The 26,438-nt window shown below is 63.5% G+C and carries 28 protein-coding genes; 18 read left to right on the forward strand and 10 right to left on the reverse strand.

Going from position 1 to position 26,438, the window contains the following annotated elements:
* Window positions 1-52: 52 nt before the first annotated feature.
* The 3 genes from DFS21_RS03140 to DFS21_RS03150 form a co-directional block, all read right to left on the reverse strand.
* Window positions 53-1,231, reverse strand: a complete 1,179-nt coding sequence (locus DFS21_RS03140; protein ID WP_110697957.1) for a VWA domain-containing protein — start codon at window positions 1,229-1,231, stop codon at window positions 53-55.
* Window positions 1,232-1,244: 13 nt separating this feature from the next.
* Window positions 1,245-2,090, reverse strand: a complete 846-nt coding sequence (locus DFS21_RS03145) for a MoxR family ATPase (protein WP_023629931.1) — start codon at window positions 2,088-2,090, stop codon at window positions 1,245-1,247.
* A 184-nt stretch (window positions 2,091-2,274) separates the two neighbouring features.
* Complete coding sequence (locus DFS21_RS03150; protein ID WP_111531796.1) at window positions 2,275-3,348, reverse strand: DUF748 domain-containing protein; 1,074 nt, start codon at window positions 3,346-3,348, stop codon at window positions 2,275-2,277.
* 134 nt (window positions 3,349-3,482) lie between these two features.
* Between DFS21_RS03150 and cysK the strand changes: the two genes are divergently transcribed.
* From cysK to DFS21_RS03165, 3 genes are all read left to right on the forward strand, one after another.
* Window positions 3,483-4,457, forward strand: a complete 975-nt coding sequence (gene cysK, locus DFS21_RS03155) for a cysteine synthase A (protein ID WP_102684388.1) — start codon at window positions 3,483-3,485, stop codon at window positions 4,455-4,457.
* Window positions 4,458-4,613: 156 nt separating this feature from the next.
* The gene (locus tag DFS21_RS03160; protein ID WP_046856670.1) at window positions 4,614-5,549 is read left to right on the forward strand and encodes an aspartyl/asparaginyl beta-hydroxylase domain-containing protein; all 936 of its coding nucleotides are present in this window, start codon (window positions 4,614-4,616) and stop codon (window positions 5,547-5,549) included.
* 382 nt (window positions 5,550-5,931) lie between these two features.
* A complete protein-coding gene (locus DFS21_RS03165; RefSeq protein ID WP_110697961.1) occupies window positions 5,932-6,813 on the forward strand; it encodes a DMT family transporter in 882 nt (293 codons plus the stop codon).
* Window positions 6,814-6,853: 40 nt separating this feature from the next.
* Here DFS21_RS03165 and DFS21_RS03170 read toward each other — a convergent pair whose 3' ends face one another.
* On the reverse strand, window positions 6,854-7,729 hold the full coding sequence (locus DFS21_RS03170) for a DMT family transporter (RefSeq protein WP_102684390.1): 876 nt from the start codon (window positions 7,727-7,729) through the stop codon (window positions 6,854-6,856).
* A gap of 178 nt (window positions 7,730-7,907) precedes the next feature.
* Here DFS21_RS03170 and aceK point away from each other — a divergent pair, with 178 nt between their 5' ends.
* The gene (gene aceK / locus DFS21_RS03175) at window positions 7,908-9,623 is read left to right on the forward strand and encodes a bifunctional isocitrate dehydrogenase kinase/phosphatase (protein ID WP_102684391.1); all 1,716 of its coding nucleotides are present in this window, start codon (window positions 7,908-7,910) and stop codon (window positions 9,621-9,623) included.
* Between the two features lie 153 nt (window positions 9,624-9,776).
* Here the strand turns inward: aceK and DFS21_RS03180 are convergent, their stop codons facing one another.
* Window positions 9,777-10,637: a DUF6279 family lipoprotein gene (locus DFS21_RS03180; protein WP_110697967.1), complete on the reverse strand. Its 861-nt coding sequence runs from the start codon at window positions 10,635-10,637 to the stop codon at window positions 9,777-9,779.
* A gap of 129 nt (window positions 10,638-10,766) precedes the next feature.
* Between DFS21_RS03180 and DFS21_RS03185 the strand changes: the two genes are divergently transcribed.
* Window positions 10,767-11,603, forward strand: a complete 837-nt coding sequence (locus DFS21_RS03185) for a S1 RNA-binding domain-containing protein (RefSeq protein WP_102684393.1) — start codon at window positions 10,767-10,769, stop codon at window positions 11,601-11,603.
* On the opposite strand, the gene DFS21_RS03190 is transcribed toward DFS21_RS03185, so the two are convergent.
* Entirely contained in the window at window positions 11,604-11,984 is a 381-nt protein-coding gene (locus DFS21_RS03190; protein ID WP_111531797.1) for a hypothetical protein, read from the reverse strand. It abuts the gene before it with no gap.
* A gap of 230 nt (window positions 11,985-12,214) precedes the next feature.
* On the opposite strand from DFS21_RS03190, the gene DFS21_RS03195 reads away from it, so the two are divergent.
* The 3 genes from DFS21_RS03195 to def all read left to right on the forward strand — a co-directional run bounded on the left by DFS21_RS03195 (window position 12,215) and on the right by def (window position 14,053).
* Window positions 12,215-12,394, forward strand: coding sequence for a CsbD family protein (locus DFS21_RS03195; RefSeq protein ID WP_111531798.1), 180 nt, complete (start codon window positions 12,215-12,217; stop codon window positions 12,392-12,394).
* Window positions 12,395-12,560: 166 nt separating this feature from the next.
* Window positions 12,561-13,517 carry a YihY/virulence factor BrkB family protein gene (locus DFS21_RS03200; protein WP_102684395.1) on the forward strand — a complete coding sequence of 319 codons (957 nt, stop codon included), beginning with the start codon at window positions 12,561-12,563 and terminating at the stop codon, window positions 13,515-13,517.
* Entirely contained in the window at window positions 13,517-14,053 is a 537-nt protein-coding gene (def, locus tag DFS21_RS03205; RefSeq protein ID WP_102684396.1) for a peptide deformylase, read from the forward strand. Before DFS21_RS03200 ends, def begins: the two co-directional genes overlap by 1 nt.
* Here def and DFS21_RS03210 read toward each other — a convergent pair.
* The gene (locus DFS21_RS03210; protein ID WP_256591223.1) at window positions 14,008-14,457 is read right to left on the reverse strand and encodes a GNAT family N-acetyltransferase; all 450 of its coding nucleotides are present in this window, start codon (window positions 14,455-14,457) and stop codon (window positions 14,008-14,010) included. The genes def and DFS21_RS03210 overlap by 46 nt on opposite strands.
* A gap of 262 nt (window positions 14,458-14,719) precedes the next feature.
* Here DFS21_RS03210 and DFS21_RS03215 point away from each other — a divergent pair, with 262 nt between their 5' ends.
* The gene (locus DFS21_RS03215) at window positions 14,720-14,977 is read left to right on the forward strand and encodes a DUF2790 domain-containing protein (protein WP_023629531.1); all 258 of its coding nucleotides are present in this window, start codon (window positions 14,720-14,722) and stop codon (window positions 14,975-14,977) included.
* Window positions 14,978-15,018: 41 nt separating this feature from the next.
* Here DFS21_RS03215 and DFS21_RS03220 read toward each other — a convergent pair whose 3' ends face one another.
* Window positions 15,019-16,386, reverse strand: coding sequence for a PLP-dependent aminotransferase family protein (locus DFS21_RS03220; RefSeq protein WP_256591224.1), 1,368 nt, complete (start codon window positions 16,384-16,386; stop codon window positions 15,019-15,021).
* Between the two features lie 76 nt (window positions 16,387-16,462).
* Between DFS21_RS03220 and DFS21_RS03225 the strand changes: the two genes are divergently transcribed.
* From DFS21_RS03225 to DFS21_RS03255, 7 genes are all read left to right on the forward strand, one after another.
* A complete protein-coding gene (locus DFS21_RS03225) occupies window positions 16,463-17,431 on the forward strand; it encodes a threonine dehydratase (protein WP_110697973.1) in 969 nt (322 codons plus the stop codon).
* 44 nt (window positions 17,432-17,475) lie between these two features.
* Window positions 17,476-17,730 carry a type II toxin-antitoxin system HicA family toxin gene (locus DFS21_RS03230; protein WP_102684398.1) on the forward strand — a complete coding sequence of 85 codons (255 nt, stop codon included), beginning with the start codon at window positions 17,476-17,478 and terminating at the stop codon, window positions 17,728-17,730.
* Window positions 17,727-18,059 carry a type II toxin-antitoxin system HicB family antitoxin gene (locus DFS21_RS03235; protein ID WP_023631069.1) on the forward strand — a complete coding sequence of 111 codons (333 nt, stop codon included), beginning with the start codon at window positions 17,727-17,729 and terminating at the stop codon, window positions 18,057-18,059. The genes DFS21_RS03230 and DFS21_RS03235 overlap by 4 nt, the downstream gene beginning before the upstream one ends.
* Before the next feature lie 74 nt (window positions 18,060-18,133).
* Window positions 18,134-18,775 (forward strand): LysE family translocator, encoded by a 642-nt coding sequence (locus DFS21_RS03240; protein WP_111531799.1) that lies wholly within the window; start codon window positions 18,134-18,136, stop codon window positions 18,773-18,775.
* Between the two features lie 135 nt (window positions 18,776-18,910).
* On the forward strand, window positions 18,911-19,336 hold the full coding sequence (locus tag DFS21_RS03245) for a nuclear transport factor 2 family protein (RefSeq protein ID WP_023631071.1): 426 nt from the start codon (window positions 18,911-18,913) through the stop codon (window positions 19,334-19,336).
* 46 nt (window positions 19,337-19,382) lie between these two features.
* Window positions 19,383-19,727, forward strand: a complete 345-nt coding sequence (locus tag DFS21_RS03250) for a YciI family protein (protein ID WP_023631072.1) — start codon at window positions 19,383-19,385, stop codon at window positions 19,725-19,727.
* A gap of 46 nt (window positions 19,728-19,773) precedes the next feature.
* On the forward strand, window positions 19,774-21,012 hold the full coding sequence (locus DFS21_RS03255) for an RNA polymerase sigma factor (RefSeq protein ID WP_111531800.1): 1,239 nt from the start codon (window positions 19,774-19,776) through the stop codon (window positions 21,010-21,012).
* A gap of 38 nt (window positions 21,013-21,050) precedes the next feature.
* On the opposite strand, the gene DFS21_RS03260 is transcribed toward DFS21_RS03255, so the two are convergent.
* Together DFS21_RS03260 and DFS21_RS03265 are read right to left on the reverse strand one after the other, a co-directional pair.
* The gene (locus DFS21_RS03260) at window positions 21,051-21,521 is read right to left on the reverse strand and encodes a MaoC family dehydratase (RefSeq protein ID WP_023631542.1); all 471 of its coding nucleotides are present in this window, start codon (window positions 21,519-21,521) and stop codon (window positions 21,051-21,053) included.
* A 34-nt stretch (window positions 21,522-21,555) separates the two neighbouring features.
* Window positions 21,556-22,500 (reverse strand): alpha/beta hydrolase, encoded by a 945-nt coding sequence (locus DFS21_RS03265; RefSeq protein WP_111531801.1) that lies wholly within the window; start codon window positions 22,498-22,500, stop codon window positions 21,556-21,558.
* Between the two features lie 201 nt (window positions 22,501-22,701).
* On the opposite strand from DFS21_RS03265, the gene fadD2 reads away from it, so the two are divergent.
* Window positions 22,702-24,390 (forward strand): long-chain-fatty-acid--CoA ligase FadD2, encoded by a 1,689-nt coding sequence (gene fadD2 / locus DFS21_RS03270; protein ID WP_102684402.1) that lies wholly within the window; start codon window positions 22,702-22,704, stop codon window positions 24,388-24,390.
* A gap of 342 nt (window positions 24,391-24,732) precedes the next feature.
* Window positions 24,733-26,430, forward strand: coding sequence for a long-chain-fatty-acid--CoA ligase FadD1 (gene fadD1, locus DFS21_RS03275; protein WP_102684403.1), 1,698 nt, complete (start codon window positions 24,733-24,735; stop codon window positions 26,428-26,430).
* Window positions 26,431-26,438 lie beyond the last annotated feature (8 nt).

A 26,438-nucleotide genomic window follows, 5' to 3' on the forward strand; every position in this document is an offset into this window, starting at 1 on the left:
GCAAGTGGTGGGAGCGGGCTTGCCCCGCGATGAGGCCAGTTCGGTCAATAGATTACTTGGACAGGTAACGCATCCCGTCTTCCAACCCCTGCAGCGTCAGCGGGTACATCTTGTCCTCGATCAGGTCCCGCACCAGATGGGTCGAGGCGGTGTAGTCCCAGGCCTGCTTCGGATACGGGTTGATCCAGATAATCTTCCTGAATTTCTCCATGAAGCGCTGCATCCACACGTACCCGGCCTCTTCGTTCCAGTGCTCGACGCTGCCGCCGGGCTGGGTGATCTCGTAGGGTGCCATGGCCGCGTCGCCGACGAAGATCACTTTGTAGTCGTCGCCGTACTTGTGCAGCAGGTCGAAGGTGGAGAAGCGCTCCGAGGTGCGGCGCAGGTTGTTCTTCCACACCGACTCGTAGACGAAGTTGTGGAAGTAGTAGTACTCCAGGTGCTTGAACTCGGTCTTGCAGGCCGAGAACAGTTCCTCGCAGACCTTGACGTGGGCGTCCATCGAGCCGCCGATGTCGAACAGCAACAGCAGCTTCACCGTGTTGCGCCGTTCGGGGCGCATCTGGATGTTCAGCAGGCCGGCGTCACGGGCGGTGTGATCGATGGTGCCGTCGATGTCCAGCTCCTCGGCGGCGCCTTCGCGGGCGAACTTGCGCAGCCGGCGCAGGGCCAGCTTGATGTTGCGAGTGCCCAGCTCGACCTGGTCGTCAAGGTTCTTGTACTCGCGCTGGTCCCAGACCTTCACCGCCTTGCCCTGGCGCTTGCCGGCCTCGCCGACGCGGATGCCCTCGGGGTTGAAACCGCCGGAACCGAACGGGCTGGTACCGCCCGTGCCGATCCACTTGTTGCCGCCGGCGTGGCGTTCCTTTTGCTCCTCGAGGCGCTTCTTGAATTCCTCGATCAGCTTGTCCAGCCCGCCCAGGGACTGGATCTGCGCGCGCTCTTCGTCGGTGAGCGAGCGTTCGAACTCCTTGCGCAGCCACTCGTCGGGGATCAACGCCTCGATATGCCGGTCGAGGTTTTCCAGGCCCTTGAAGTAGGCGGCAAAGGCGCGGTCGAACTTGTCGAAGTGCCGCTCGTCCTTCACCAGGATGGCGCGGGCCAGGTAGTAGAAGGCGTCCATGTCGGCGAACACCACGCCCTTCTGCAGGGCATGGTGCAGGTCGAGCAGTTCGCGTACCGATACGGGTACCTTGGCCGCGCGCATTTCATTGAACAGGTTGAGCAACATGGCCCGGCTCCCGTCAGCGGTTGCCGCGCCGGCTCATGAAGGCCAGGCGCTCGAGCAGCGTCACGTCCTGTTCGTTCTTCACCAGGGCACCGGCCAGCGGCGGGATGGCCTTGGTCGGGTCGCGTTCGCGCAGTACCGCCTCGCCGATGTTGTCGGCCATCAGCAGCTTGAGCCAGTCGACCAGCTCGGAGGTGGAGGGCTTTTTCTTCAGGCCCGGCACCTTGCGCACGTCGAAGAACACGTCCAGTGCCTCGCTGACCAGCGACTGGCTGATGTTGGGGTAGTGCACATCGACGATCTGCTGCAGGGTGGCGCGGTCGGGGAAGGCGATGTAATGGAAGAAGCAGCGGCGCAGGAAGGCGTCAGGCAGCTCCTTTTCATTGTTGGAGGTGATGATGATGATCGGGCGCTGCTTGGCCTTGATGGTCTCGTCGATTTCGTAGACGTAGAACTCCATCTTGTCGAGTTCCTGCAACAGGTCGTTGGGGAACTCGATGTCGGCCTTGTCGATTTCGTCGATCAGCAGGATTACCCGCTCGTCGGCCTCGAAGGCCTCCCACAGCTTGCCTTTTTTCAGGTAGTTGCGCACATCGTGGACCTTGTCCACGCCCAGCTGCGAATCGCGCAGGCGGCTGACGGCGTCGTACTCGTAGAGGCCCTGGTGGGCCTTGGTAGTCGACTTGATGTGCCAGGTGATCAGGCGGGCGCCGAAGGAGGCGGCCAGTTGCTCGGCGAGCATGGTCTTGCCGGTACCCGGCTCGCCCTTGACCAGCAACGGGCGCTCCAGGGTGATGGCCGCGTTGACCGCCAGCTTGAGGTCATCTGTGGCGACGTAGTCGCGGGTGCCTTCGAACTTCATGAACCGATCCTCTGGGAGGGCCTCATCGCGGGGCAAGCCCGCTCCCACGGACTGTTGTGCAAGCGGGCTTACCCGGCAATGAGGTCACGCATGTTTATTGATGTGTCAGCGACTATAACGCCACGCCCGACGCGTGAAAACGCAGACCGGGTATTCAGTCCCTGAATGGTCCGTCACCCAGGGATCAGTCGGATTTGGGCGCGGGCTGCTCGTAGCGTGCGTTGAACGCCTGGATGAAGCCGTTGCGCAGGATCTGCAGAAATGCCTCGAAGGCGCTGATGTCCTGCTGGTGCATGCTGCCGCTGAGTTCCACGCGAGTGGCGAACTGGTTCTTCGGCTGGTTCTTGAGCACGGTCTCGGTAGCCCCCACCAGTGCCTCCCACACCGAGCGCAAGTATCCCTTGTCCTTGTCTTCCACGTCCTGCTGCCAATTGAACACATCGACATCGCGCAACAGCGGCTTGATGTAGCCCTTGAGCCGGCCGTTCTCGGCCTCGGCCTCGATCACCACATCGCCATGCCCGGCATTGAAGTCGAACTTGCCGTAGGCACTGGCGAAGTCGTTCAGCCGGCGCAGTTCGATGCCGGTGGCGCGCAGGCGGAACTGGAAGTCGTCGAAGTCGCTGAAGGGGTCGAAGGTGGCGCGGCTTTCCACCTTGGCATCGCCCAGCAGCAGCGCCGTCCCTTCGAAGCTGGCGTCGCGCCGGCCCTTTTCGTCGCGCACGTTGGTCAGGTTGCGGATGCTTGCGTCCAGCCGGGTGGCCTTGAGGTCCACCGGCGGTCTGGAGTTGAAGTTGCGGAAGGTGAGGGTGCCTTGTTCGATGCGCACGTCGTTCAGGGTGATCGGCAGCAGCTTTTCCAGTTGCTGGCGCCAGTCGGTGCCTTGGCCGGTCTGAGAGTTCTGTTTGTTGCCGCCGTCGACGAAATTGAGTTCGGGGCGTACGAAGGCCACCTCGGCGACCACGGCGCGGTCGTACCAAAGCGAGTGCCAGCTCACCGACAGGTCGATCAGCGGCGCTTCGAGCAGCGGCACCGGCACCTTGCCGCTGACCTTGACGATCTTCAGGCCGTTGATCTGGTAGGCGCCACGCCACCATGCCAGGTCGACGTCACGGACCTGGCCGCGGTAGTCGCCCATGTCTGCCAGCTTGTCGTTGAGGTAGTCACGCACCAGGTAAGGCAAGGCCAGGTGCAGGGCCACCAGCAGTGCGACCAGGCTGGCGAAGCCGAGCAGTGGCCAGCGGTAGCGCGCTTTCATCGGGTTTCTCCACGGGAGCATGTGCGGTTGACCGCAGGTCGTTTCGTCGAGTTCGAACGGGCTTTACGCTCACCGATTGCAGGCTTACCCTCAGGGTTTTCCCTGCACTTTTTTCCTGTTCAAGGACCGCCGCCATGAGCCGTATCTACGCCGACAACGCCCATTCCATCGGCAACACGCCGCTGGTGCAGATCAACCGCATCGCCCCGCGCGGGGTGACCATCCTGGCCAAGATCGAAGGACGCAACCCGGGCTACTCGGTGAAGTGCCGGATCGGCGCGAGCATGATCTGGGACGCCGAGGACAGCGGCAAGCTCAAGCCAGGCATGACCATCGTCGAACCCACCTCGGGTAACACCGGCATCGGCCTGGCCTTCGTCGCCGCCGCCCGTGGCTACCGCCTGGTGCTGACCATGCCCGACTCGATGAGCCTGGAGCGGCGCAAGGTGTTGAAGGCGCTGGGCGCCGAGCTGGTGCTGACGGACAAGGCCAAGGGCATGAAGGGCGCCATCGAGAAGGCCAACGAAATCGTCGCTTCCGACCCGGCGCAGCACTTCCTGCCGGGCCAGTTCGACAACCCGGCCAACCCGGCCATTCACGAGAAGACCACCGGCCCGGAAATCTGGAACGACACCGATGGCGCGGTCGACGTGCTAGTGGCCGGGGTCGGCACCGGTGGCACCATCACCGGGGTGTCGCGCTACATCAAGCACACCCAGGGCAAGCCGATCCTGTCGGTGGCGGTGGAGCCGGTGAACTCGCCGCTGATCAGCCAGACCCTGGCCGGCGAGGAGCTCAAGCCCACCCCGCACAAGATCCAGGGCATCGGTGCCGGCTTCGTGCCGAAGAACCTTGACCTGTCGATCGTCGACCAGGTCGAGACGGTGACCGAGGACGAGTCCAAGGCCATGGCCATCCGCCTGATGCAGGAGGAGGGCATCCTCTGCGGCATCTCTTGCGGCGCGGCCATGGCGGCGGCGGTGCGCCTGGCCGAGAAGCCGGAGATGCAGGGCAAGACCATCGTGGTGATCTTGCCGGATTCGGGGGAGCGTTACCTGTCGAGCATGCTGTTCAGCGATCTGTTCACCGAGCAGGAAAACCAGCAGTAAGCGACACGCTGCACGCCGCAAGTCGAGGGCATGTCCGTATTGACGCGGATCAGCTTGAGCTTGCCGCGTGCAGCTTCTGGCTTGCAGCTGCTCCTGATGGGTTTATGATGTCCGGCTATCTGGGGATGGCCTGATTTCCCCTCCAAGGAGTGTTGCATGACCTTTTCCTTCGTCGCCAAGGCCGGTGTCCTGCTGGTGTTCTTCGGCAGTGTGCTGTTCGTGCACCTGCGCGGCAAGGCACGCCTGCCGGTGCTGCGCCAGTTCGTCAACCATTCGGCGCTGTTCGCCCCTTACAACAGCCTGATGTACCTGTTTTCCGGCGTACCCTCCAAGCCGTACCTGGACCGCCAGCGCTTCCCCGAGCTGGATGTGCTCAAGGACAACTGGGAGGTGATCCGCGAAGAGGCCATGCGCCTGTTCGACGAGGGTTACATCCGCGCGGCGGAAAAAGACAACGACGCCGGCTTCGGTTCGTTCTTCAAGAAGGGCTGGAAGCGCTTCTACCTGAAGTGGTACGACAAACCGCTGCCTTCGGCCGAAGCACTGTGCCCGAAGACCGTAGAGCTAGTCAGCAGCATCCCCAACGTCAAGGGCGCGATGTTCGCCCTGTTGCCTGGCGGCAGCCACCTGAACCCGCACCGCGACCCGTTTGCCGGCTCCCTGCGCTATCACCTCGGGCTGTCCACGCCGAACTCCGACAACTGCCGCATCTACGTTGATGGCCAGCCCTACGCCTGGCGCGACGGCGAGGACGTGATGTTCGACGAGACCTTCGTGCACTGGGTCAAGAACGAGACCGAGGTCACCCGCGTGATCCTGTTCTGCGACGTCGAGCGCCCGCTCAACAGCCCGCTGATGACCCGCATCAACCGCAAGGTCAGTGCCTTCCTCGGCCGCGCCACCGCGCCGCAGAACACCGATGACGAGCGTGTCGGCGGGATCAACCAGGCCTATGCCTGGAGCAAGCGCTTCAGCAATGTCATCAGCACCCGGGTCAAGCAGTTCAAGCGTGCCAACCCCAAGGCCTACCGCGTGCTGCGTCCGGTGCTGGCGGTTGTCGTCGCCTACGCCCTGTACCACTGGTTGTTCTGATCCGGTTGAGCAGGCCTGCTTTCGCACCTTGTGCAAGCAGGCTTGCCCCGCGATGATTCCCCCGCTATATTCCGAAACACTCTCTTCCCCGAAGACCTGTTCATGCCAGCCATCCCTTCCACCACCGCTTACGTTCTCGCGCCTGTCGCGGGCGTGGTTGTGCGTGGCAGCCAGCAGCCGGCCATGATCAGTCACTATCCACCACCTGTCAGTGGCGTGGTAGGCGGCGTAGCTCCGCCTCCTTGCGCAGTCGTGGTGCTGGGCTGACCGGCCGCTGGCCGCCCCCCACCGCACTCGCAACCTACTGAACACGGTCGGCTATCCCCGCAAGTCGCGATAGGCCCTCCGTACGGCTCATTTGCCCGTATACAGGTGGCAATACATGTCTGTCCTCAACAAAGCATCCGTGGCCTCGGCGGCCACGACCAGCCTGTTCGTCCTGCTGTGGAGCAGCGGGGCGATCGTCTCCAAGCTTGGCCTGGCCCAGGCCAGCCCCTTCGCCTTCCTGCTGCTGCGTTCGGCCCTGGCGCTGTTCGGTCTGCTGTTGATCGGTCCGTTGCTCGGATTACGTTGGCCACGTACCCGGGGCGGCATTGTTCGCGCCCTGGGGACCGGCTGCGTATTGCTCGGTGCCTACCAGATCTTCTACCTGCTGGCGCTGAACACCCACGTTACTCCCGGCATCATGGCCACGGTCATGGGCGTGCAACCGATCCTGACCGTGGTGCTGATGGAGCGTCAGCGGTCCTGGAGCCGATTGTTCGGCCTGGGGCTTGGCCTGGGCGGCCTGGTGATGGTGGTCTACCAGGGTATTAACCTGGGTGGGGTGTCCCTCGCCGGGATGCTGTTCGCTCTGCTGGCGCTGGCCAGCATGACCCTGGGCTCGATCCTGCAGAAACGCATTACCGACAATCCCATGGGCACCTTGCCCCTGCAATACATGGCGGGCTTTGCAATGTGCGCGGTGTTCGCGCCGTTCCAGCCGCTGCATGTCCAGTGGAATGCCAGTTTCCTCGGCGCGCTGCTGTGGATGGGGCTGGTGGTCTCGTTGCTGGCCACGCTGCTGCTGTACCGGCTGATCGCAAGGGGCAACCTGGTCAATGTCACCAGCCTGTTCTACCTGGTGCCGGCGGTCACGGCGGTGATGGATTTCATCATCTTCGGCAACCGCCTGGCGCCCCTCAGCCTGCTGGGGATGGGACTGATCGTGATCGGCTTGCTGTTCGTGTTCCGTAAACCTGCCTTGCGCACGGCCGAGGCCTGAGTCAACGAGCGGTGGGAGCGGGGCAAGCCCGCTCCTTTTTTCAGCGCCGTGCCGGGCGCAGCACCAACCACAGCGCCGCACCAATCAGCAGACCGCCATACAGGTGCGCCATCGACAGCGGCTCATCCAGCAGCCACGCCCCCCACAGCACGCCGAACACCGGGATCAGGAAGGTCACGGTACTGGCCTTGACCGGCCCGATTTCGTTCAGCAGGCGGAAGTACAGGATGTAGGCGAACGCCGTGCACAGCAGCCCCAGGCCCAGGAGCGACAGCCATACCTGCCAGCCGCCCCAGCTGGCCGGCGGCTGGGTCAGCGCGCTCCAGGCGAACAGCGGGCTGAGCAGCAAGGTGGCGCCGAGCATGCTGCCCAGCGCCGACAGACGGCTGTCCAGCGTGCCGACCCAGCGCCTTGCCAGGAAGCCTGCGAAGCCGTAGCAGGTGGTGGCGGCCAGGCAGGCCAGTGCGCCTTGCACCAGGGCCATGTCCAGCGCCACCGGGCCGGCACCGCTGAGGATACCGACACCGAACAGCCCGAGGAAGATCCCGCAGAGCTTGGGCAGGGTCATGGCTTCGCGGAAGAACAAGGCGCCGATCAGCACGCCCATCAGCGGCGTGGTGGCGTTGAAGATCGCCGAATAGCCGGCCGGCAGCACCTGCGCCGCCACGGAATAGAACGTGGCCGGAATGCCGGAGTTGATCATGCCCAGCACCAGGCAGGCGCCCAGCTTGCCCTCGAAGTCCCAGCGCACGCGGGCGGCGGCGAGGATGGCGATCAGTCCCAGGCAGGCGATCGACACGCGGAAGAAGGCGGTCGGCACCGTGCCCAGCTCGGGGGCAATGATGCGCATGAACAGGAAGCTGGCGCCCCAGACAGCGGCAAGGGTCAGCAGGCGGGCGAGGGCGATGGGGCTCACGGTGGTCTCCGGCGGTAGGGCAGGGCGCGAGTGTACGTCAGGGCGAGCGAGGGATTCTTGTGCTTTCTTGCTGTGTGAATCCGCGGCCGCCTCACGGGCTTCATCGCCGGCAAGCCGGCTCCCACAGGGCTCGTATCCGACTAAGCTCTCTCGGTGACCATTGCATAGAGGCACGCGCATGACCCCAGCCTGGCCCGCCGTCGACATCGCCCGGATGATCCTCGATGGCTTCGACGACTACCGCGAGCACTTTCGCCGTATCACCCTCGGCGCCCGCGAGCGCTTCGAACAGGCGCGCTGGCAGGATATCCAGCACGCCGCGGCGGCGCGCATCAACCTGTATGAAGAGAAGGTCGCCGAGGTCAACGGTTGGCTGCGCCAGCGCTTCGACACCGCGGTGCTGCTGGACGTCGAGCAGTGGCCGCTGGTCAAGAACGCCTATATCCGCCTGATCGACCCCCGGCTGGACGACGAGCTGTCCGAGACCTGGTACAACTCGTTGTTCTGCAGTCTGTTCAGCCATGACCTGATCAGCGACGGCTGCATGTTCATCCACACTACCCGGCCGTCGATGCGCGGCCATGAGCGGGCAGCGCAGACGCGCACCTATACGCTGCAGGACGGTCTCAAAGGCTTGCTGCGAGCGATCTTTGCCGATTATGCGTTCGACGTGCCGTATGGCGACCGGGAAGGCGATATCGCGCGTCTGGAGGATCAATTGCGCGAATGCCTCCCCGACTGGGTGTGCAAGGATCCGGCCCTGACCGTGGAGCTGTTCACCCCGGTGCTCTACCGCAACAAGGGCGCCTACCTGGTCGGTCGCTTGTACACCCCCGACGAGCAGTGGCCACTGGTGATCCCGCTGCTGCACCGCGAGGGGCATGGCATCGAGGCCGACGCGTTGATTACCGACGAGGCAGAGGTGTCGATCATCTTCTCCTTCACCCGTTCGTACTTCATGGTCGATGTGCCGGTGCCGGCGGAGTTCGTCAACTTTCTCAAGCGCATCCTGCCGGGCAAGCACATCGCCGAGCTGTACACCTCGATCGGGTTCTACAAACATGGCAAGTCGGAGTTCTACCGGGCGCTGATCAACCACCTGGCCAACAGCGACGACCGCTTTGTCATGGCCCCGGGCGTGCGCGGTATGGTCATGAGCGTGTTCACCCTGCCGGGCTTCAACACCGTGTTCAAGATCATCAAGGACCGCTTCTCGCCGTCCAAGACTGTCGACCGGGCCACGGTGATCGAGAAATACCGCCTGGTGAAAAGCGTCGACCGCGTCGGGCGCATGGCCGATACCCAGGAGTTCGCCGACTTTCGCTTTCCCCAGGGCAAGTTCGATCCCGACTGCCTGGCGGAACTGCTAGAGGTGGCCCCCTCCACCGTGGCGCTTGAGGGCGACACAGTGCTGATCCGCCACTGCTGGACCGAACGGCGCATGACCCCGCTCAACCTGTACCTCGAGCAGGCCAGCGAAGCCCAGGTGCTGGAGGCGCTGGAAGACTATGGGCTGGCGATCAAGCAATTGGCGGCGGCGAACATCTTCCCCGGCGACATGCTGCTGAAGAACTTCGGCGTCACCCGTCATGGCCGGGTGGTGTTCTACGACTACGACGAGATCAGCTACCTCACCGAGGTCAACTTCCGTCACATCCCGCCGCCGCGCTATCCGGAGGACGAGATGTCCGGCGAGCCGTGGTACTCGATCGGGCCGCACGACGTGTTCCCCGAAGAGTTTCCGCCATTCCTGTTCGCCGACATCGGCCAGCGCCGCTTGTTCAGCCGCTTGCATGGCGAACTGTACGACGCCGATTACTGGAAAGGTCTGCAGGAGGCGATCCGGGCGGGAAAGGTGATCGATGTGTTCCCTTATCGGCGCAAGGCGCGTTAGGCCTTAGGCTCTGTACGAAAAGCCTTGATACTTGTTCATGCTGCGTTGAAAACAGCCTCGGAATGCTCATGTACTCCAGTACACTGCGCTTCCTCGGCTGTTTTCGCCTTGCCTGACCTGCGTCTCAAGACTTTTCGTACAGAGCCTAGCTTTTTACCCTTTGAGGCACTTGAGCTCGCTGAAGTCCGCGCGCACCTTGCTCAGCCGCTGCTGCAGGAATTGCCGCTGGGCCGGGCTGCTCTGTTTCAGCAGATCCACCAGCAGGCTGCGTGCCTGGCGCTCGGTGTTCTGGAATGCCTGGCGGTACTCCGGTGTCCACAGGCTTTCCTTGCGCTGCAGCAACTGCGCCAACCTGGGCTCGAAGCTTGGGCTGGCGCGCTGGTCCATCGCCAGCAGCAGTTGCTGCTGCCAGTGGGCGCGGTTGGCGATCCACTGCCGGTTCTGGTCACCCAAGGCCTGCGACCAGCTCATCACCCGCAGCCGTTGCTCGGCATCGAGCTCGCCCAACCAGGGCTCGAGGCGCTTGCGCATGCGTGCGGCACGGTTCTCGACCTGCTTGGCCAATGGTGTGTCGACGTACTCCTTCTGGCGTTTGTCGATGTCCTTGCGAAAAGCCTCGCGCATTTCCGCTACCTGGTTGTCATTCATGCCCTTGAGCAGCTCTGCGGCAGAGGGGGTTATCGCTTCGGTGACCCGGCCAATGGCCTGGCGCGCCTCGACCGTGCGTTGGCGCAGGTTTTCATCGGTGACCGCGTCGTTGGCGACCATCAGTTGCACCCGGTCGAGCCAGTCGAGGTAGCCGGGCAGTTGGGTCTTGCAGTGCCAGGCCAGGTGCGTTTTGAGCCGTTCGTCGAGCAACTGCTTCTGCTCGCGGTTCATGTCCAGGTAGTCGCCCAGCGACCACGGCACCAGGCGATCGAGGTTGCGGTAGGCCAGGTCGATGCGGCTGCAGGCCGTCAGTGCCAGGGCGAAGCCGATGAGCATGAGCAGGGCTTTGGGCAGGCGAAGGGGCATGAGCGAATCCTTGCTGGGCTGGCCAGGCGGTAGACGCACGGTGGGCCCGACGGTTCCGGCGAATGTGCGCTCGGGCGGCCGGGCGGGTCAGGTGTTAGAATAGCCGCCTTGTCTTGAGGATCTTCGGAAATGGCTCTGCTTGGGCGTTACAACAGTTTGCAAATCGTGAAACACGTGGAGTTCGGCCTGTACCTGGACGGCGGCGCCGATGGCGAAATCCTCCTGCCGCGGCGCTACTTCCCCAAGGATGCCGAGCTGGAGCTGGACGATTGGCTCAACGTGTTCATCTACCTGGACAGCGAAGACCAGCTGATCGCCACCACCGAAAAGCCGAAAATGCAGGTGGGCGAATTCGCCAGCCTCAAGGTCAAGGACATCAACGGCGCGGGCATCTTCCTCGACTGGGGCCTGTCCAAGGACCTGTTGATGCCCTACTCGGAAGAGTCGCGGCAACTGAAGATCGGCGATTACTGCGTGGTCCATGCCTACCTGGACAAGCGCACCCGGCGTATTACCGCCACCGCCAAGCTGGACCGTTACCTGGACCGCACCCCGGTGGACTACAGCGTCGGCCAGCCGGTCGAACTGCTGGTGGCCGGCGAGACGCCGATGGGCTTCAAGGCGATCATCAACAACCGCCACTGGGGCCTGATCCACAAGAACGAGGTATTCAAGTTCCTGCGTTCGGGGATGCACGAGAAGGGCTTCATCAAGGAAGTACGGGGTGATGGCAAGATCGCCCTGAGCCTGCAGCCGGTGGGCCAAGCCTTGGCCGACAGTCTGCACGAGCAGATCATGCAGCGCCTTGAGGCCAATGGCGGTGTGCTGCCGGTGTGTGACAAGAGCGACCCGGCGGTGATCAGCCAGATGTTCAACGTGAGCAAGGGCAACTTCAAGAAAGCCATCGGCGCGTTGTTCAAGCAGGGCCGCATCGTCATCCATGACGATCGGATCGAGCGGGCCTGATCAGGCCTGCACGAAGGTGCTGAAGTCCAGCTGCTCGCCACCTGGGCGGGTGTCGCGCAGCAGTGAGTCGCGGTCGGCGCTCAGGGCCAGGCTGATGGTCGAACGGCGCTTGCCGGGGTTGCGTACTTCCATCTGTTCCTGATGAGCCTTGAGGAAGTTGGTGGGCACCTTCAGATGCTGCAGCCCGTCGTTCTCGGGGGTGTGCAGCAGCAGGTTGACCCAGTCGGGCTGGCCCTTGCGCAGCAGTGCGACCGGCACTTCGAACCACCACAGGTTGCGCTTGGTGTCGAGAATGGCGAACAGGGTGTTGGCACTGGTGAGTACCGGCTTGGCCAGCGCCTCGTTACGGCGAGCGATGGCGGTGGGTTTGTCGAGTTTCATGCAGGTTCCTGCGGGTTGACGCGAGTAAGGCCTGCCATTGTGGGGTGGGGCTTATCGCGGGGCAAGCCCGCTTCCCCGAAATCACCGAACCCGAACCGTGCAAGCGTATCGAGCCCAGCCAATTGCCGTTTGGCTGACCGGGTGCAAATGAATTGAAACTCTGGCCAATGGCCTTGGGTCGATCAGATGTCGACACGATTTCCCGTGTCTTTCCCCCGAGGAGACATCCCATGAGTGGCACCAAGGACAAAGCGAAGGGCCTGGCCAACGAGGCCGTGGGCAATATCAAGCAGGGCGTCGGCAAGGTGACCGACAATGACAAGCTGCGCGCCGAGGGCAAGGCCCAGGAACTGAAAGGCGAGGCGCAACAGGCCGTGGGCAAGGTCAAGGATACCGTGAAGAAACCTTGATCGCCGCAGCCTGGCCGCGGGGCAAGCCCGCTCCCGCAACATGGGGGCGGGCTTGCCCCGCGCTTGCTTTGGACTGTGCGCAAGGTACAAGCGAACAGCACGCCCGCCGCCTGGTCTATTAGACTTGCAGCATTGCCATTCCGATCAAGCGGCGAAAGGAGACGCTATGATTTTCCCCGACCTGCGCGGCCTGCCCCTGCACCGCGTGTTGGTGCGCACCGTCAAGGAGTTCCTCGATGACGAGATGTCCACCTATGCCTCCGCGCTGGCCTACCAGATGCTGTTCTCGCTGTTCCCCTTCTTGCTGTTCCTCATCGCACTGATCGGTTTTTTGCATTTGCCGGACTTTTTTTCCTGGCTGCGCCTGCAGTCGGAGCTGGTGCTACCGCCCCAGGCCCTGGAGCAAGTCAACCCGGTAATCGACCAGTTGCAGCAGTCCAAGGGCGGACTGCTGTCGGTGGGTATCGTGATTGCCTTGTGGACTGCCTCGGCGGGCGTGCGCCTGATGATGAGCGCGATGAACGCGGCCTACGACGTGCCGGAGGGGCGGCCGGTGTGGAAACGCATTCCGCTGTCGGTCATCTATACCGTCGGCATCGCCGGCATGCTCCTGGCAGCGGCGGCCCTGATGGTCCTGGGGCCGCAGGTCATGGAGTGGATCGCTTCGCAGGTTGGGTTGGAGGAGGCGGTCGTCATCGTCTGGACCATCCTGCGCTGGCCGGCGATCATCATTCTGATGATGGTGGCGGTGGCGCTGATCTACTACGTGATGCCCGATGTGAAGCAGAAATTTCGTTTCATCACCCCAGGTTCGGTGCTGGCGGTGGTGGTGTGGATCGTCGCCTCGCTGGGCTTTGCCTACTACGTGAAGACCTTTGCCGACTACAACGCCATGTATGGCAGTATCGGGGCGATCATCGTGCTGTTGCTGTACTTCTACATCTCTGCCGCGGTGCTGCTGCTCGGCGCCGAGATGAACGCGGTGATCGAGCACATGTCGGCCGAGGGCAAGAACCCCGGCGAAAAGGAATTCGAGCAGGACAACCCGCAACAGACCATCACCGTGCTCGGCCATGAGCACCCGGTGACACCCGAACCCCAGACCCGCGAGCCGAATACCTGATGATCCGCGACATTCTCAAGATGGGCGATGAACGCCTGCTGCGCATCGCCCCGCCGGTTCCCGAGCACATGATCGGCAGCCCGGAGCTTGCGCAACTGATCGACGACATGTTCGAGACCATGGCTCATGTCGGCGGTGTCGGCCTGGCCGCGCCGCAGATCGGCATCGACCTGCAACTGGTGATCTTCGGCTTCGAGCGCAGCGAGCGTTACCCGGACGCCGAGCCGGTGCCACGCACCATCCTGCTCAACCCGGTGATCACGCCGCTGGCCACGGAGGTCGAGGACGGCTGGGAGGGTTGCCTGTCGGTGCCCGGCCTGCGTGGCGTGGTGCCGCGCTACAAGCACATCAGTTATTCGGGCATCGATCCGCAGGGCAACCCGATCAACCGCTTTGCCGATGGCTTCCACGCCCGGGTGGTGCAGCATGAGTGCGACCACCTGATCGGCCGTTTGTATCCTTCGCGCATCCAGGACTTCAGCAAGTTCGGCTATACCGATGTGCTGTTCCCCGGGCTCGACGTGGCTGACGACTGACCCCGCCTCATCGCCAGCAGGGCCTTGCTGCGCTGGTAGCGGGCCAGGCGTGAGGCCAGGGCCTCGGGCAGGGTGGTTGTCGGTGTGAAGGCCAGGCGCTGGTAGAAAGGCGCCAAATCCGGGTGGCAGAACAGCCAGGTCGCAGTGCTGCTTTCGGCCAGCGCCGCGTCGATCAGTCGGGATGCAATCTGCTGGCCGCGCCACTGTGGGGCGACGAACAGGCCGGTCAGCCAGTGATCGCCACCGATGGGCGTCAGGTTCATCCCACCGATTATTTCTGCGGTACGCGCCACCCATTGCTCGCCTTCACCGGCGGCGCGCATGCGCGAGCCATGCCGGCGGTAGAAATGGTCCAGCAGGCGCCGCTGGCCTGGTGGAAGGCGAGTACAGGTCAGGGGGAGCATGCTTGGTTCACGCGGTGTGGCTATCTCGGCAGGATTTCATCGGTGCTTTGTCGCAGATTGTTGCAAATACGGCAAGGGTGAATGTCCGACTCCGGGGTTCAACTATTTCAGGCGGGGAGTAGACTTTCACTCATCCCTCCGGCAGTACGATAAAGCGGGATCGGTACTTCGTGTCATCTTCGCAGTCGATGACAACTTCTCCGGGCCATTGACGGCGTCAGAAGTCACGCGATCAGCTTGATAGCCATCAAGGTCGACACCCATGAAAGCCTTACTGATTCTTGCATTGGTCGGTATGTCCCCGTTCGCCTTCGCGGACCAGGCCAAGACCGCAGACACCCAGCCTGTGGTCGAGCAGTACGACTATTCCACCAACCTCGACATCAAGCGCGTGATCAGCCTGTCGACGATCCCCAACGTCTGTGAAGTGGTGCCCGCCACCATGACCTACGAGGATCATCAAGGGCAGGTCCACACCCTCCAGTACCGTGCATTGGGTGAGGGTTGCCGGCTCAATTGAGCCGCGCGGGCTTGTCCCGCGATTGCGTGCAGCCATGAGTATCAGGTGCAATCGCGGCTCAAGCCCGCTCCCACCAGTTCCAGTCCTTGCTTCAATTGCGCCCGGCTGTGGGCCGCCGACAGGCTGATTCGCACGGCCCTTACGCTGTCGGTGCCCACCGCGAATACGCTGGCCGGCACGATCTCAACCCCCTGTGCCCGACACCGCGCAACCAGCGCTTGGGCTTCTCCAGGCGTGGTCAACCAGATGTGGGGCGACGGTACGCCATCGGCTGGCAGCGCCTCGTCCAGCACCGTCCGCGCCAGCCGCCAACGTTCGCCCAGTTCCTCCCGTTGCCAGGCCAGCCGCCGGGCGGCAGTGCCATCCGCGATCCATTGGCAGGCGATGCGCAGGTTCAGCGGTGACACCGACCAGTGGGTGGCCTGGGCATAGGGATCGATCTGCTCCAGCAACGCTGGCCGGGCCACGATCCAGCCCAGGCGCAAGCCGGCGGCCACGGTCTTGGACAAGCTGCTGATCAGCACGCCACGGCCCTCGAGCAAGGGGTAGAGTGGTGGCCGGTCGGTCAAGGCGCCATACACGTCATCCTCGATGACCAGCAGTTCGTGGCGCCTGGCGACTTGTGCCAGCGCCAGGCGCCGGGCCTCGCCCATGCACGCTCCGGTCGGGTTGTGCAGGGTAGGCGTGGTGACCAATACCCGCGCGCCGCTCGCGCGGACCACTCGGTCCAGTTCGTCCGGGAGCAGGCCTTGCTCGTCCAGGGCCACGCCGTGCACAGGCAGGCGCAACTGGCGACAGGCCGCCTTGATGCCTGGGGCGGTCAACGCCTCGACCATCACCGGCTCGCCCGCCTGGCACAACGACTGCAGCACGAGGGTCAGCGCCTGCTGGGCGCCCCCGCAAAGCAGCACGTCTTCCGGCGTGAGGTCCAGGCCGCGGTTGCTCAGCCAACGCGCGCCCTCGATCCGCCCCAGCAGTAACTGCTCGGGCCCCAGGTAATGGTCGAGCAGGGTGGTATCGCCCTGTTCTAGCAATCTGCGCAGGCTGTGCTCAAGGTCGAGATTGCAGGGATCGGCCACCGGCACATTGGTCGACAGGTCGATCACTGGGTGCTGGCGGCTGGGTTGCTTGAGGCGAAACAGCGTCGCTTCCTTGCTGCTGGCCAGCACATAGGTGCCGCGTCCCACCTCCCCGGACACCAGGTGCCGCGCCGCTGCTTCTCGGTAGGCCTGCTGCGTGGTGCTCGGGTTCAGGCCCAGCGCCCAGGCGAGGCGGCGTTGCGGGGGCAGGCGTTCACCGACCTTCAGTTCACCCTGTTCGATGGCGTTGGCGATGGCCTCGACCAGTGCCTGGTAGCGCGGCTGGTCGTTGGCCGGGAGGTTCGGAATCCACACGAAATTGCTACCCATGCAATATTTATTTGGACCCATACAATGCCCGGCGCTTAGGATCGGTTCAAGCCCATACCGATGAAGGACGTTCGCCATGTTCGACTTGCCCGCCCTGCGCGAAGCTGCCGCTTTCGTTCACCAGCACGTGCCGCCGACCCCGCAGCACGCCTGGCCGCTGCTGGCCGAGCGGCTGGGTTGCCAGCTGTGGGTCAAGCACGAGAACCATGCGCCCACGGGGGCCTTCAAGGTGCGCGGCGGGCTGGTCTATGTCCGCTCGCTGTTGGCCAGTGGCGCAGTCCCCCGTGGCCTGGTTACCGCCACCCGCGGCAATCACGGCCAGAGCATGGCCCTGGCGGCGCGCCAGGCCGGCTTGCCGCTGGTGATCGTGGTGCCAGAGGGCAATTCGCGGGAGAAGAACGCCGCCATGCGCGCCCTGGGCGCGGAGCTGGTGGAGCATGGCGTGGACTTCGACGTGGCCCGGGAAGAGGCGGCGCGCCTGGCCGAGGCGCGGGGCTTTGCCATGGTTCCCTCGTTCCATCCGGAGCTGGTGCGTGGCGTGGCCACCTATGCTCTGGAGCTGTTCGAGGCGGTGGCCGACCTGGATTGCGTGTACGTGCCGATCGGCATGGGGTCGGGCATCTGTGGGTTGATTCAGGCGCGCAACCTGCTGGGCCTGTCCACCGAGATCATCGGCGTGGTATCCACTGCGGCAGACGCTTATGCCCAGAGCTTCGAGCAGGGCCGCATCGTCACCACCGCCAGCGCCGATACCTTCGCCGATGGCATGGCCTGCCGCGTGCCACATCCCGACGCCTTTGCGATGGTACGCGAGAATGCCGCGCGCATCGTGCGGGTGAGCGACGAGGAGATCGCCGAAGCCATGCGCCTCTACCACGAAACCACCCACAACACCGCCGAAGGTGCCGGTGCCGCCGCCCTGGCTGCACTGATGCAGGAGCGTGGGCGTCAGGCCGGCAAGCGGGTGGCGGTGGTGCTCAGTGGCGCGAACGTGGATCGCGGGCGCTATGCGCAGGTGTTGATGGGTACGCAAGATCCTGTATGAAAGTGTTGAAAGGAGATGCTATCTTTATTTGATAGCATTTTCCGATGAACACTCGATATCGCAAGATTCTGGACAGCATCTTCAGAGCTCCGACCACACCCACATTGCCGTTCGCCGAAATCGAGGCTCTGGTGCTGCATCTTGGCGGCCAGGTGCTGGAGCGGCAGGGTTCCAGGGTCAAGATGCTGTTGGGCGAGCCGTGTTGGCGCTGCCATCGCCCCCATCCTGGCAAGGAAGCCAGGCGATATCAGATAGAAGAGGCCCGCGAGTTCCTGCTGCGGGCGGGAGTCCGACCATGAGCTGCATGCGATACAAAGGGTATGCCGCCCGCATCGAGTACGACGCGCGTGACGATATTTTCGTCGGCCGCGTGCTCGGCCTGCGGGACATCATCAGCTTCCACGCCAGCGCCGTGCCTGCGTTGCACGAGGCGTTCCGTGAGGCACTCGACGACTACCTGGCCGATTGCGCCGAACAGGGCGTCACCCCCGAAAAACCGGCCTCGGGCAAGGTCATGTTGCGCATCCGCCCAGAAGTGCACGCTGCTGCCAGCCTTGCCGCCAGGGTTGCCGGCAAGAGCCTGAACCAATGGGCCGACGAGGTCTTCGAGCAGGCAGCGATGGCCTGACCTGCAAATTCCTCCTGTACCGCCAGGGGGCATTCAGGTTCAATCGCTGACTTTCATCCGCAGTCGAGCCTGCCATGCCCTTTTCCAATGGTTTCCTCCTCAGCCTGTCCCTGTGCCTGGACATCGGCGTGGCCAACATCGCCATGATTACCCTGGCCATGCAGCGGGGGTTTCTTCAGGGCTTCTGGCTTGGGCTGGGGACCTGCGTCGGCGATCTCATCTACGCCATTGCGGCCCTGGCCGGCATGACCGTTTTGCTGCAGTTCGAAAGCGTGCGCTGGACGTTGTGGCTGGGGGGCTCCGCGTTATTGGCATGGTTCGCGGTGAAGATGCTGCTGGCGGCGTGGCGCGGCGGGCACCTGGAGTCGCGTGGCCAGGTAGTGATCGAATCGGGCTGGCGCGAATTCCTGCGCGGTATCTTCCTGGCCATGTCATCGCCCAGCGCGATTCTCTGGTTCGCCGCAGTCGGCGGCGTGCTGATCTCCCGCTCCGGCGCCGGCAGCGCGCTGGATGCGGGCCTGTTCCTCGGTGGCTTCTTTGCCGCAGGGCTACTCTGGTGTGTCTCGTTGTGCGGTATCGCCAGTCATGGCGGGCGGCTGCTTGGTGATCGCCTGCTGACCTGGTCGTACCTGTTGTCGGCGGCGATCTTCTGCTATTTCGCAGGTTACGTGGTGCTCTCCGGTTACCGCGAATTCATCCTGGCACTACCGGCCTGATCATTCGGGCTGTTCTGTGCCGCTGACTGTTTTTTCTCATCGGGTTGTCGATTCTCCATTTTCCCGTTCGACCATGGGTGAAGGCGCCGGAATGCACCGGCGCCAATCATTGTTGAACGCTGGGAGGAAGCACCGATGAACAGCGCAGCCGAGACTGAACTTCGTCAACTGATCGAGCAGTGGATGCAGGCCGTGCGCGAGCGCGATGTGGACCGTATCGTGGCACCCTATGCCGACGACATTCTCGCCTTCGATGCCATCCAGGCCTTGCAGTTCAAGGGCAAGGCCGCCTACCGCGCACACTGGGAAATGTGCATGGGCATGTGCACGGGGCCGATGGTCTTCGAACTGGCGGAGCTGAAGGTATACGCCGACGGCGACCTGGCCCTGGCTCATTGGCTCAACCGCTGTGGCCCGGGCGACGACGAAAGCCAGTGCGGCTTCATGCGCGCCACGGTCGGCTATCGGCGCAGCGGCGGCCAATGGCAAGTGATCCACGAGCATTGGTCGGCGCCGTTCGACATGGAAACGCAAAAAGCCTTGTTCGACCTCAAGCCCTGATACCGCTCATCGCCCACCGCACCGAGCCGACCTGCTGGAGACGATCATGAAATACCTGTGCCTGGTCTATTGTGATGAAGCGCTGTTGCACAGCCTGCCCGACAGCCCCGAAGACGCCGAATGCATGGCCTACGCCGAATCCATCCAGGGCAGCGGGCGCATGCTCGCCGCCGAGGCGCTCAAGCCTGTGCAGACGGCCACCACGGTACGTGTACGCGCCGGGCGGATGAGCCTGACCGATGGCCCGTTCGCCGAAACCAAGGAGCAACTGGCCGGTTTCTACCTGGTCGACGCCCGTGACCTCAATGAGGCGCTGAACATCGCCAAGGGCATCCCGGCAGCCCGGGTGGGCAGCGTCGAGGTTCGGCCGGTGCGTGAACTGCAACCCTGACGCAACGGGAGAAAAGCCGCATGAGTCAGCAGGGAAAGCCCGATTGATGGTGGGGGAAGCGCAAGTCCGCCAGGAGGTGGAGGCTGTCTACCGCCGCGATTCGCGGCGGATCCTGGCGACCCTCATCCGCCTGCTGGGGGACTTCGACCTGGCCGAGGAGGCCATGCACGATGCCTTCTTCATTGCCGTGCAGCGCTGGCAGCGTGATGGTATCCCGGACAACCCGCGGGCTTGGCTGGTGTCTGTCGGCCGCTTCAAGGCCATCGATGCCCTGCGCCGGCGTGCCCGCTTCGACCGCTCCCAGGCCGACCTGATCATGTTGCTCGAACGCGAAGCGGACGATCCGGGCGAGCAGACGTTGCTGGCCGATGACCGACTGCGGCTGATCTTCACCTGCTGTCACCCGGCGCTGGCTTCCGACGCCCAGGTGCCGTTGACCCTGCGCGAGGTGTGTGACCTGACCACCGAGCAGATCGCCCGTGCCTTCCTGCAAAGCCCGGCCACCATCGCCCAACGCATCGTGCGTGCCAAGGCCAAGATCCGTGATGCGAAGATTCCCTATCAGGTGCCGGAGCTGAGCGAGCTGCCCGAACGCCTGGAAAGCGTGCTGCGGGTCATCTACCTGGTATTCAACGAAGGCTACTCGGCCTCGGCGGGCGAAGATGTCACCACCCGCGAGTTGACCGATGAGGCGATCCGCCTGGGGCGCCTCGTGGCCCAGTTGCTGCCCGATGCCGAAGTCCACGGGCTCTTGGCGTTGATGCTGCTGCAGGCATCGCGGCAGCGGGCTCGCAGCGATGCCCATGGTGAGCTGGTGCTGCTGGATGAGCAGGATCGCAGCCTGTGGGATCGCGGGCAGATCGACGAGGGCAGCCAGCTGCTCCAGCAGGCACTGCGCAGTCGCGACTTCGGGCCGTATACCGTGCAGGCGGCCATAGCCGCGGTGCATGCCGAAGCGCCCAGCGCCGAGGCCACGGATTGGGACGAGATCATCGGCCTGTACGATGTGCTGCAGCGTCACTGGCCATCAGCGGTGGTGGAGCTGAACCGGGCGGCGGCGCTGGCCAGGCGGGACGGCGCCCAGGTGGGGTTGCAGGTGGTGGAGGCAATCCTGCAGCGGGGCGAGCTGGGTGATTATCACCTGGCCCATGCCGCGCGCGCCGAACTGCACCGGCAGCTGGGCAACCTCGATCAGGCCCGGGATGCCTGGCGGCAAGCGCTGACGCTTACCCGCCAGGGGCCGGAACGGCGGCATATAGAACGGCGCTTACGCGAACTGGGCTGAGCTATCGCCAGCGTGCCCGCGATGGCCGGCGTGGTGAATCAGCTGGCGACAAAGTTCGGCGGGCTGACCAGCTCGACCGTCTGCTGCTTGCGCGGCGCGAGGATCTCGGCCTCGCCACTGACGACCAGCTCATCGTTCTGGTTGTACACATTGGTGGCGATGCGCACCTTAAACTTGGGCAGCTTCTCGAGAATTTCCAGGCGCACGGTCAATTCGTCCCCGATCTTCACCGGCTTCTGGAAGCTCATCTGCTGGCCCAGGTAGATGGTGCCCGGGCCAGGCAAGGTGCAGGCCACCGCGGCGCTGATCAGCGCGCCACTGAACATGCCATGGGCGATGCGCTCGCGGAACATGCTCTTGGCGGCGAACTCGGCGTCCAGGTGCACCGGGTTGTGGTCGCCGGACATGGCGGCGAACAGCTGGATGTCGCGCTCTTCGACAGACTTCTTGTACTCAGCTTTCTGGCCGACTTCGAGGGCTTCGTAAGGGGTGTTGGTGACCTGGGTCATCGAGGCTTCCTTCTGGTGCGGGCGAGGTGGCCGATCATTCACTGCGGGCAGGGCGGCCAAGGGCCAGCGCCTGGTCCAGCCAGCCGATGATCTCGGCGGTGACCTCGTCGCGATGGGTTTCGTTGAGCACTTCGTGGCGTGCGCCGGGGTAGATGCGCAACTGTACATGACGGTTGCCGGTCGCGCGCAGGGCGTCGGCCAGATGGGTGAGACGCTTGCCGGCACTCACCGGATCACATTCGCCGCCGATCACCAGGATGGGCAGGTTCGGGTCGATCTGCCCGAGATGCCTGGGTTGGCTGATCTGCGCCAGCCCCTGCAGCAGGTCGAGCCACAGCTGATTGCTGCAACGGAAGCCGCACAACGGGTCGGCGATGTACTTGTCCACTTCCCCTGCGTCGCGGCTGAGCCAGTCGAACGCCGTGCGGTTGGGTTTGAAGGCCTTGTTGAACGAGCCGAACGACAGCCAGTCGATCAGCGCGCTCTTGCCCAGGGGGCCTTGGCGCCAGGCTTCGAACCGGGCGATCAGGCGCGCGGCCCGGTACAGTGCCACTGGCTGGAAGTTCGAACCGCTGAGTATTGCACCTTGCAGGCTGGCGCTGTGGTGCAGCAGGTAGGCCTGGGCGATGTAGCTGCCCATGCTGTGGCCGAACAGGAACAGCGGGGTGCCCGGGAACTGCTGGCCGACGTGCTGGGCCAACAGGCCCAGGTCGTTGACCACGGCATTCCAGCCATTATGGCGGGCGAACAGGCCCAGGCTGCCCAGCTCGGCGGTACGGCCATGCCCGCGCAGGTCGGGGGCGAGCAGCCCATAGCCAGCTGCATTGAGGGCATGGCCCAGGCGCTGGTAGCGCCCGGCATGCTCGGCCATGCCGTGGGCCAGCAACACCACGGCCTTGACCGGCGTGGCGGGCAGCCATTGATGAACATGAAGACTGCAATGCTCGCTGGCGGGGAGCCAGAAGGCGTCATGGGGCATGGCGGGTCCTTGCGCGCAAAGGTTCGCCAACAGTGTATGCGCAAAGCGCTCGATTGCAGGAAGGGCAGAAAAGAGATTCACAATGTTAATGGCGGCACTTGGCGTATTTGCCACCCTCGACAGAGCTGCTAACGTCGGCTGAACACCTTTTTGCCATCAGGCGATCAGGTCAGGGACGTCCCGGTAGAGGAACAACAATAAATGCAAGCCGATTTCTGGAACGACAAGCGCCCGGCGGGCGTGCCTTCCACCATTGACATGAATGCCTATACGTCAGTCGTCGACGTTTTCGAACGCTCCTGCAAGCGCTTCGCCGACCGGCCGGCATACAGCAACCTTGGCGTCACCCTGAGCTACGCGGACCTCGAACGCTACTCGGCGGCTTTCGCCGCCTGGTTGCAGCAGCACACCGACCTGGCGCCGGGCGACCGCATCGCGGTGCAGATGCCCAACGTCCTGCAATACCCGATCGCCGTGTTCGGCGCCTTGCGCGCCGGGCTGGTGGTGGTCAACACCAACCCGTTGTACACCGAGCGCGAGATGCGCCATCAGTTCAAGGATTCCGGCGCCCGCGCGCTGGTGTACCTGAACATGTTCGGCAAGCGTGTGCAGGAGGTGCTGCCCGACACCGGCATCGAGTACCTGATCGAAGCGAAGATGGGCGACTTGCTACCGGCGGCCAAGGGTTGGCTGATCAACACCGTGGTCGACAAGCTGAAGAAGATGGTCCCCGCCTATCGGCTGCCCCAGGCGGTCTCGTTCAAGCACGTCCTGCGCCAGGGGCAACGGCTCAACCACCAACCAGTGGCGCAGACGCTCGACGATGTCGCGGTGCTGCAATACACCGGCGGGACCACGGGCCTGGCCAAGGGGGCCATGCTCACCCATGGCAACCTGGTGGCCAACATGCTTCAGGTCCTGGCCTGTTTCGGCCAGCACGGGCCCGATGGCCAGCCGCTGATCAAGCAAGGGCAGGAGGTGATGATCGCGCCGCTGCCGCTGTACCACATCTATGCCTTTACCGCGAACTGCATGTGCATGATGGTAACCGGCAATCACAACGTGCTGATCACCAACCCCCGCGACATTCCGGGGTTCATCAAGGAACTGGGCAAGTGGCGGTTCTCGGCGCTGGTAGGCCTGAATACCCTGTTCGTCGCGCTGATGGACAACCCGGGGTTCAAGTCGCTGGATTTCTCCGCGCTGAAGATCACCAATTCCGGCGGCACCGCGCTGGTCAAGGCCACCGCCGAGCGCTGGGAGGCGCTCACGGGTTGCCGCATCGTCGAAGGCTACGGCCTGACCGAGACCTCGCCAGCGGCCAGCACCAACCCCTATGGCCAGCTGGCGCGCCTGGGAACGGTGGGGATCCCGGTGCCTGGCACGGGGTTCAAGGTGATCGACGATGACGGTCACGAACAACCGTTGGGCGAGCGTGGCGAGTTGTGCATCAAGGGGCCGCAGGTGATGAAGGGCTATTGGCAGCAGCCGGAGGCTACCGCCCAGGTGCTGGACAGCGAAGGCTGGCTGAAGACCGGCGACATCGCGATCATCGACCCGGACGGCTACACGCGGATCGTCGACCGCAAGAAAGACATGATCATCGTCTCGGGCTTCAACGTGTATCCCAACGAGATCGAGGACGTGGTGATGGGCCATCCGCAGGTGGCCAGCTGCGCGGTGATCGGCGTGCCGGACGAGCGCACCGGCGAAGCGGTGAAGCTGTTCGTGGTGCCGCGTGCGGGCGGGGTGAGCGTCGATGAGCTCAAGGCGTTCTGCAAGAGCAATTTCACCGGTTACAAGGTGCCGAAGCACATCGTGCTGCGCGATTCGCTGCCGATGACCCCGGTGGGCAAGATCCTGCGTCGGGAACTGCGTGATATTGCCTGATAGCAGGAGCGGGTTTGTCCCATGATCGCGTGAGCCTGGGTGAAGGCCATTGCCAGACAAGATGCCATCAAGGGGCAAGCCAGCGCTTGTAAAACCTATCTAGATCGAGATTTTCAGGCGCTTTCGCGACATTTTGTATAATTACTCTAAAAATGACCTGTATTGTTCATTGAGTCATTTTTGTGACCTGTCGGCCCATTCCGGCCTCTAGGCGACCCCTTGCAAAGCTGTTACTCTCGGCGCGCTTTCAGAGGATCCGGTTTGCAATGAGCCGTCCTCTCATATCAATAATAAGCGCATCGACGCGTACCGAATTCGCTGTTGCTGAAGGAGCGGGCTTCCATGATCGAACATTTTTGGAAGGATAAGTACCCAGCCGGGGTCACGGCGGACATCAATCCTGACGAATTCCCCAATATCCAGGCGGTACTCAAGCAATCCTGCCAACGCTTTGCCGACAAACCTGCCTTTAGCAATCTGGGCAAGACCATCACCTACGGCGAGCTGTACACGTTGTCCGGAGCCTTCGCCGCCTGGCTGCAGCAGCATACCGACCTGAAGCCGGGTGATCGCATCGCGGTCCAGTTGCCCAATGTCCTGCAGTACCCTGTCGCCGTCTTCGGCGCCATGCGTGCCGGGCTGATCGTGGTCAACACCAACCCGCTGTACACTGCGCGGGAGCTGGAGCACCAGTTCAACGACTCCGGCGCCAAGGCGTTGGTGTGCCTGGCCAACATGGCGCACCTGGCGGAAAAGGTGGTGCCCAAGACCCAGGTCAAGCACGTCATTGTCACCGAAGTGGCCGACCTGTTGCCACCACTCAAGCGCCTGCTGATCAACAGCGTCATCAAGTACGTGAAGAAAATGGTGCCGGCCTACCACCTGCCGGGCGCGGTGCGCTTCAATGACGCGCTGGCGCTGGGCAAGGGCGGCGCGGTCACCGAGGCCAACCCGCAGCCCGGCGACGTCGCCGTGCTGCAGTACACCGGCGGTACCACCGGCGTGGCCAAGGGCGCGATGCTCACCCATCGCAACCTGGTGGCCAACATGCTGCAGTGCCGTGCGCTGATGGGCTCGAACCTGCACGAAGGTTGCGAGATCCTCATCACTCCGCTGCCGCTGTACCACATCTACGCCTTTACCTTCCATTGCATGGCCATGATGCTGATCGGCAACCACAACGTGCTGATCAGCAACCCGCGCGACCTGCCGGCGATGGTCAAGGAACTGGGCAAGTGGAAGTTCAGCGGCTTCATCGGCCTCAACACGCTGTTTGTCGCCCTGTGCAACAACGAGACTTTCCGCAACCTCGATTTCTCGGCGCTGAAGATCACCCTGTCCGGTGGCATGGCGCTGCAGATGAGCGTGGCCGAGCGCTGGAAGGCGGTGACTGGTTGTGCCATCTGCGAAGGTTACGGCATGACCGAGACCAGCCCGGTGGCGGCAGTCAACCCGACCTCGGCCAACCAGGTGGGCACCATCGGTATCCCGGTGCCGTCCACCCTGTGCAAGATCATCGACGACAACGGCCAGGAACTACCCCTGGGCGAGGTGGGCGAGCTGTGTATCAAGGGGCCGCAGGTGATGAAGGGCTACTGGCAGCGGGACGATGCCACCGCCGAGATCATCGACAGCAATGGCTGGTTGAAAACCGGTGACATTGCCTTGATCCAGCCTGATGGCTACATGCGCATCGTCGATCGCAAGAAGGACATGATCCTGGTGTCCGGCTTCAACGTGTACCCCAACGAGCTCGAAGATGTGCTTGCCACGCTGCCAGGTGTGTTGCAGTGCGCGGCCATCGGTGTCCCGGACGAGAAGTCTGGCGAGGTGATCAAGGTGTTCATCGTGGTCAAGCCTGGCATGACACTGACCAAGGAACAGGTCATGGAGCACATGCGTGCCAACGTCACCGGCTACAAGGTGCCCAAGGCCATCGAGTTCCGCGATGCGCTGCCGACTACCAACGTTGGCAAGATCCTGCGCCGCGAGTTGCGTGACGAAGAGCTGAAAAAGCAGGGCCTGAAGAAGATCGCCTGATCCGCAGT

Origin of the sequence: Pseudomonas sp. 2848, assembly GCF_003253945.1 — a bacterium.
Classification (GTDB): Bacteria; Pseudomonadota; Gammaproteobacteria; order Pseudomonadales; family Pseudomonadaceae; genus Aquipseudomonas.

What these genes read in the sequence shown, in the direction of transcription:
- DFS21_RS03140 (WP_110697957.1), bottom strand. Translation starts at nt 1,231, where the DNA reads ATGTTGCTCAACCTGTTCAATGAAATGCGCGCGGCCAAGGTACCCGTA.
- DFS21_RS03145 (WP_023629931.1), bottom strand. Translation starts at nt 2,090, where the DNA reads ATGAAGTTCGAAGGCACCCGCGACTACGTCGCCACAGATGACCTCAAG.
- DFS21_RS03150 (WP_111531796.1), bottom strand. Translation starts at nt 3,348, where the DNA reads ATGAAAGCGCGCTACCGCTGGCCACTGCTCGGCTTCGCCAGCCTGGTC.
- cysK (WP_102684388.1), top strand. Translation starts at nt 3,483, where the DNA reads ATGAGCCGTATCTACGCCGACAACGCCCATTCCATCGGCAACACGCCG.
- DFS21_RS03160 (WP_046856670.1), top strand. Translation starts at nt 4,614, where the DNA reads ATGACCTTTTCCTTCGTCGCCAAGGCCGGTGTCCTGCTGGTGTTCTTC.
- DFS21_RS03165 (WP_110697961.1), top strand. Translation starts at nt 5,932, where the DNA reads ATGTCTGTCCTCAACAAAGCATCCGTGGCCTCGGCGGCCACGACCAGC.
- aceK (WP_102684391.1), top strand. Translation starts at nt 7,908, where the DNA reads ATGACCCCAGCCTGGCCCGCCGTCGACATCGCCCGGATGATCCTCGAT.
- DFS21_RS03180 (WP_110697967.1), bottom strand. Translation starts at nt 10,637, where the DNA reads ATGCCCCTTCGCCTGCCCAAAGCCCTGCTCATGCTCATCGGCTTCGCC.
- DFS21_RS03185 (WP_102684393.1), top strand. Translation starts at nt 10,767, where the DNA reads ATGGCTCTGCTTGGGCGTTACAACAGTTTGCAAATCGTGAAACACGTG.
- DFS21_RS03190 (WP_111531797.1), bottom strand. Translation starts at nt 11,984, where the DNA reads ATGAAACTCGACAAACCCACCGCCATCGCTCGCCGTAACGAGGCGCTG.
- DFS21_RS03195 (WP_111531798.1), top strand. Translation starts at nt 12,215, where the DNA reads ATGAGTGGCACCAAGGACAAAGCGAAGGGCCTGGCCAACGAGGCCGTG.
- DFS21_RS03200 (WP_102684395.1), top strand. Translation starts at nt 12,561, where the DNA reads ATGATTTTCCCCGACCTGCGCGGCCTGCCCCTGCACCGCGTGTTGGTG.
- def (WP_102684396.1), top strand. Translation starts at nt 13,517, where the DNA reads ATGATCCGCGACATTCTCAAGATGGGCGATGAACGCCTGCTGCGCATC.
- DFS21_RS03210 (WP_256591223.1), bottom strand. Translation starts at nt 14,457, where the DNA reads ATGCTCCCCCTGACCTGTACTCGCCTTCCACCAGGCCAGCGGCGCCTG.
- DFS21_RS03215 (WP_023629531.1), top strand. Translation starts at nt 14,720, where the DNA reads ATGAAAGCCTTACTGATTCTTGCATTGGTCGGTATGTCCCCGTTCGCC.
- DFS21_RS03220 (WP_256591224.1), bottom strand. Translation starts at nt 16,386, where the DNA reads ATGGGTAGCAATTTCGTGTGGATTCCGAACCTCCCGGCCAACGACCAG.
- DFS21_RS03225 (WP_110697973.1), top strand. Translation starts at nt 16,463, where the DNA reads ATGTTCGACTTGCCCGCCCTGCGCGAAGCTGCCGCTTTCGTTCACCAG.
- DFS21_RS03230 (WP_102684398.1), top strand. Translation starts at nt 17,476, where the DNA reads ATGAACACTCGATATCGCAAGATTCTGGACAGCATCTTCAGAGCTCCG.
- DFS21_RS03235 (WP_023631069.1), top strand. Translation starts at nt 17,727, where the DNA reads ATGAGCTGCATGCGATACAAAGGGTATGCCGCCCGCATCGAGTACGAC.
- DFS21_RS03240 (WP_111531799.1), top strand. Translation starts at nt 18,134, where the DNA reads ATGCCCTTTTCCAATGGTTTCCTCCTCAGCCTGTCCCTGTGCCTGGAC.
- DFS21_RS03245 (WP_023631071.1), top strand. Translation starts at nt 18,911, where the DNA reads ATGAACAGCGCAGCCGAGACTGAACTTCGTCAACTGATCGAGCAGTGG.
- DFS21_RS03250 (WP_023631072.1), top strand. Translation starts at nt 19,383, where the DNA reads ATGAAATACCTGTGCCTGGTCTATTGTGATGAAGCGCTGTTGCACAGC.
- DFS21_RS03255 (WP_111531800.1), top strand. Translation starts at nt 19,774, where the DNA reads ATGGTGGGGGAAGCGCAAGTCCGCCAGGAGGTGGAGGCTGTCTACCGC.
- DFS21_RS03260 (WP_023631542.1), bottom strand. Translation starts at nt 21,521, where the DNA reads ATGACCCAGGTCACCAACACCCCTTACGAAGCCCTCGAAGTCGGCCAG.
- DFS21_RS03265 (WP_111531801.1), bottom strand. Translation starts at nt 22,500, where the DNA reads ATGCCCCATGACGCCTTCTGGCTCCCCGCCAGCGAGCATTGCAGTCTT.
- fadD2 (WP_102684402.1), top strand. Translation starts at nt 22,702, where the DNA reads ATGCAAGCCGATTTCTGGAACGACAAGCGCCCGGCGGGCGTGCCTTCC.
- fadD1 (WP_102684403.1), top strand. Translation starts at nt 24,733, where the DNA reads ATGATCGAACATTTTTGGAAGGATAAGTACCCAGCCGGGGTCACGGCG.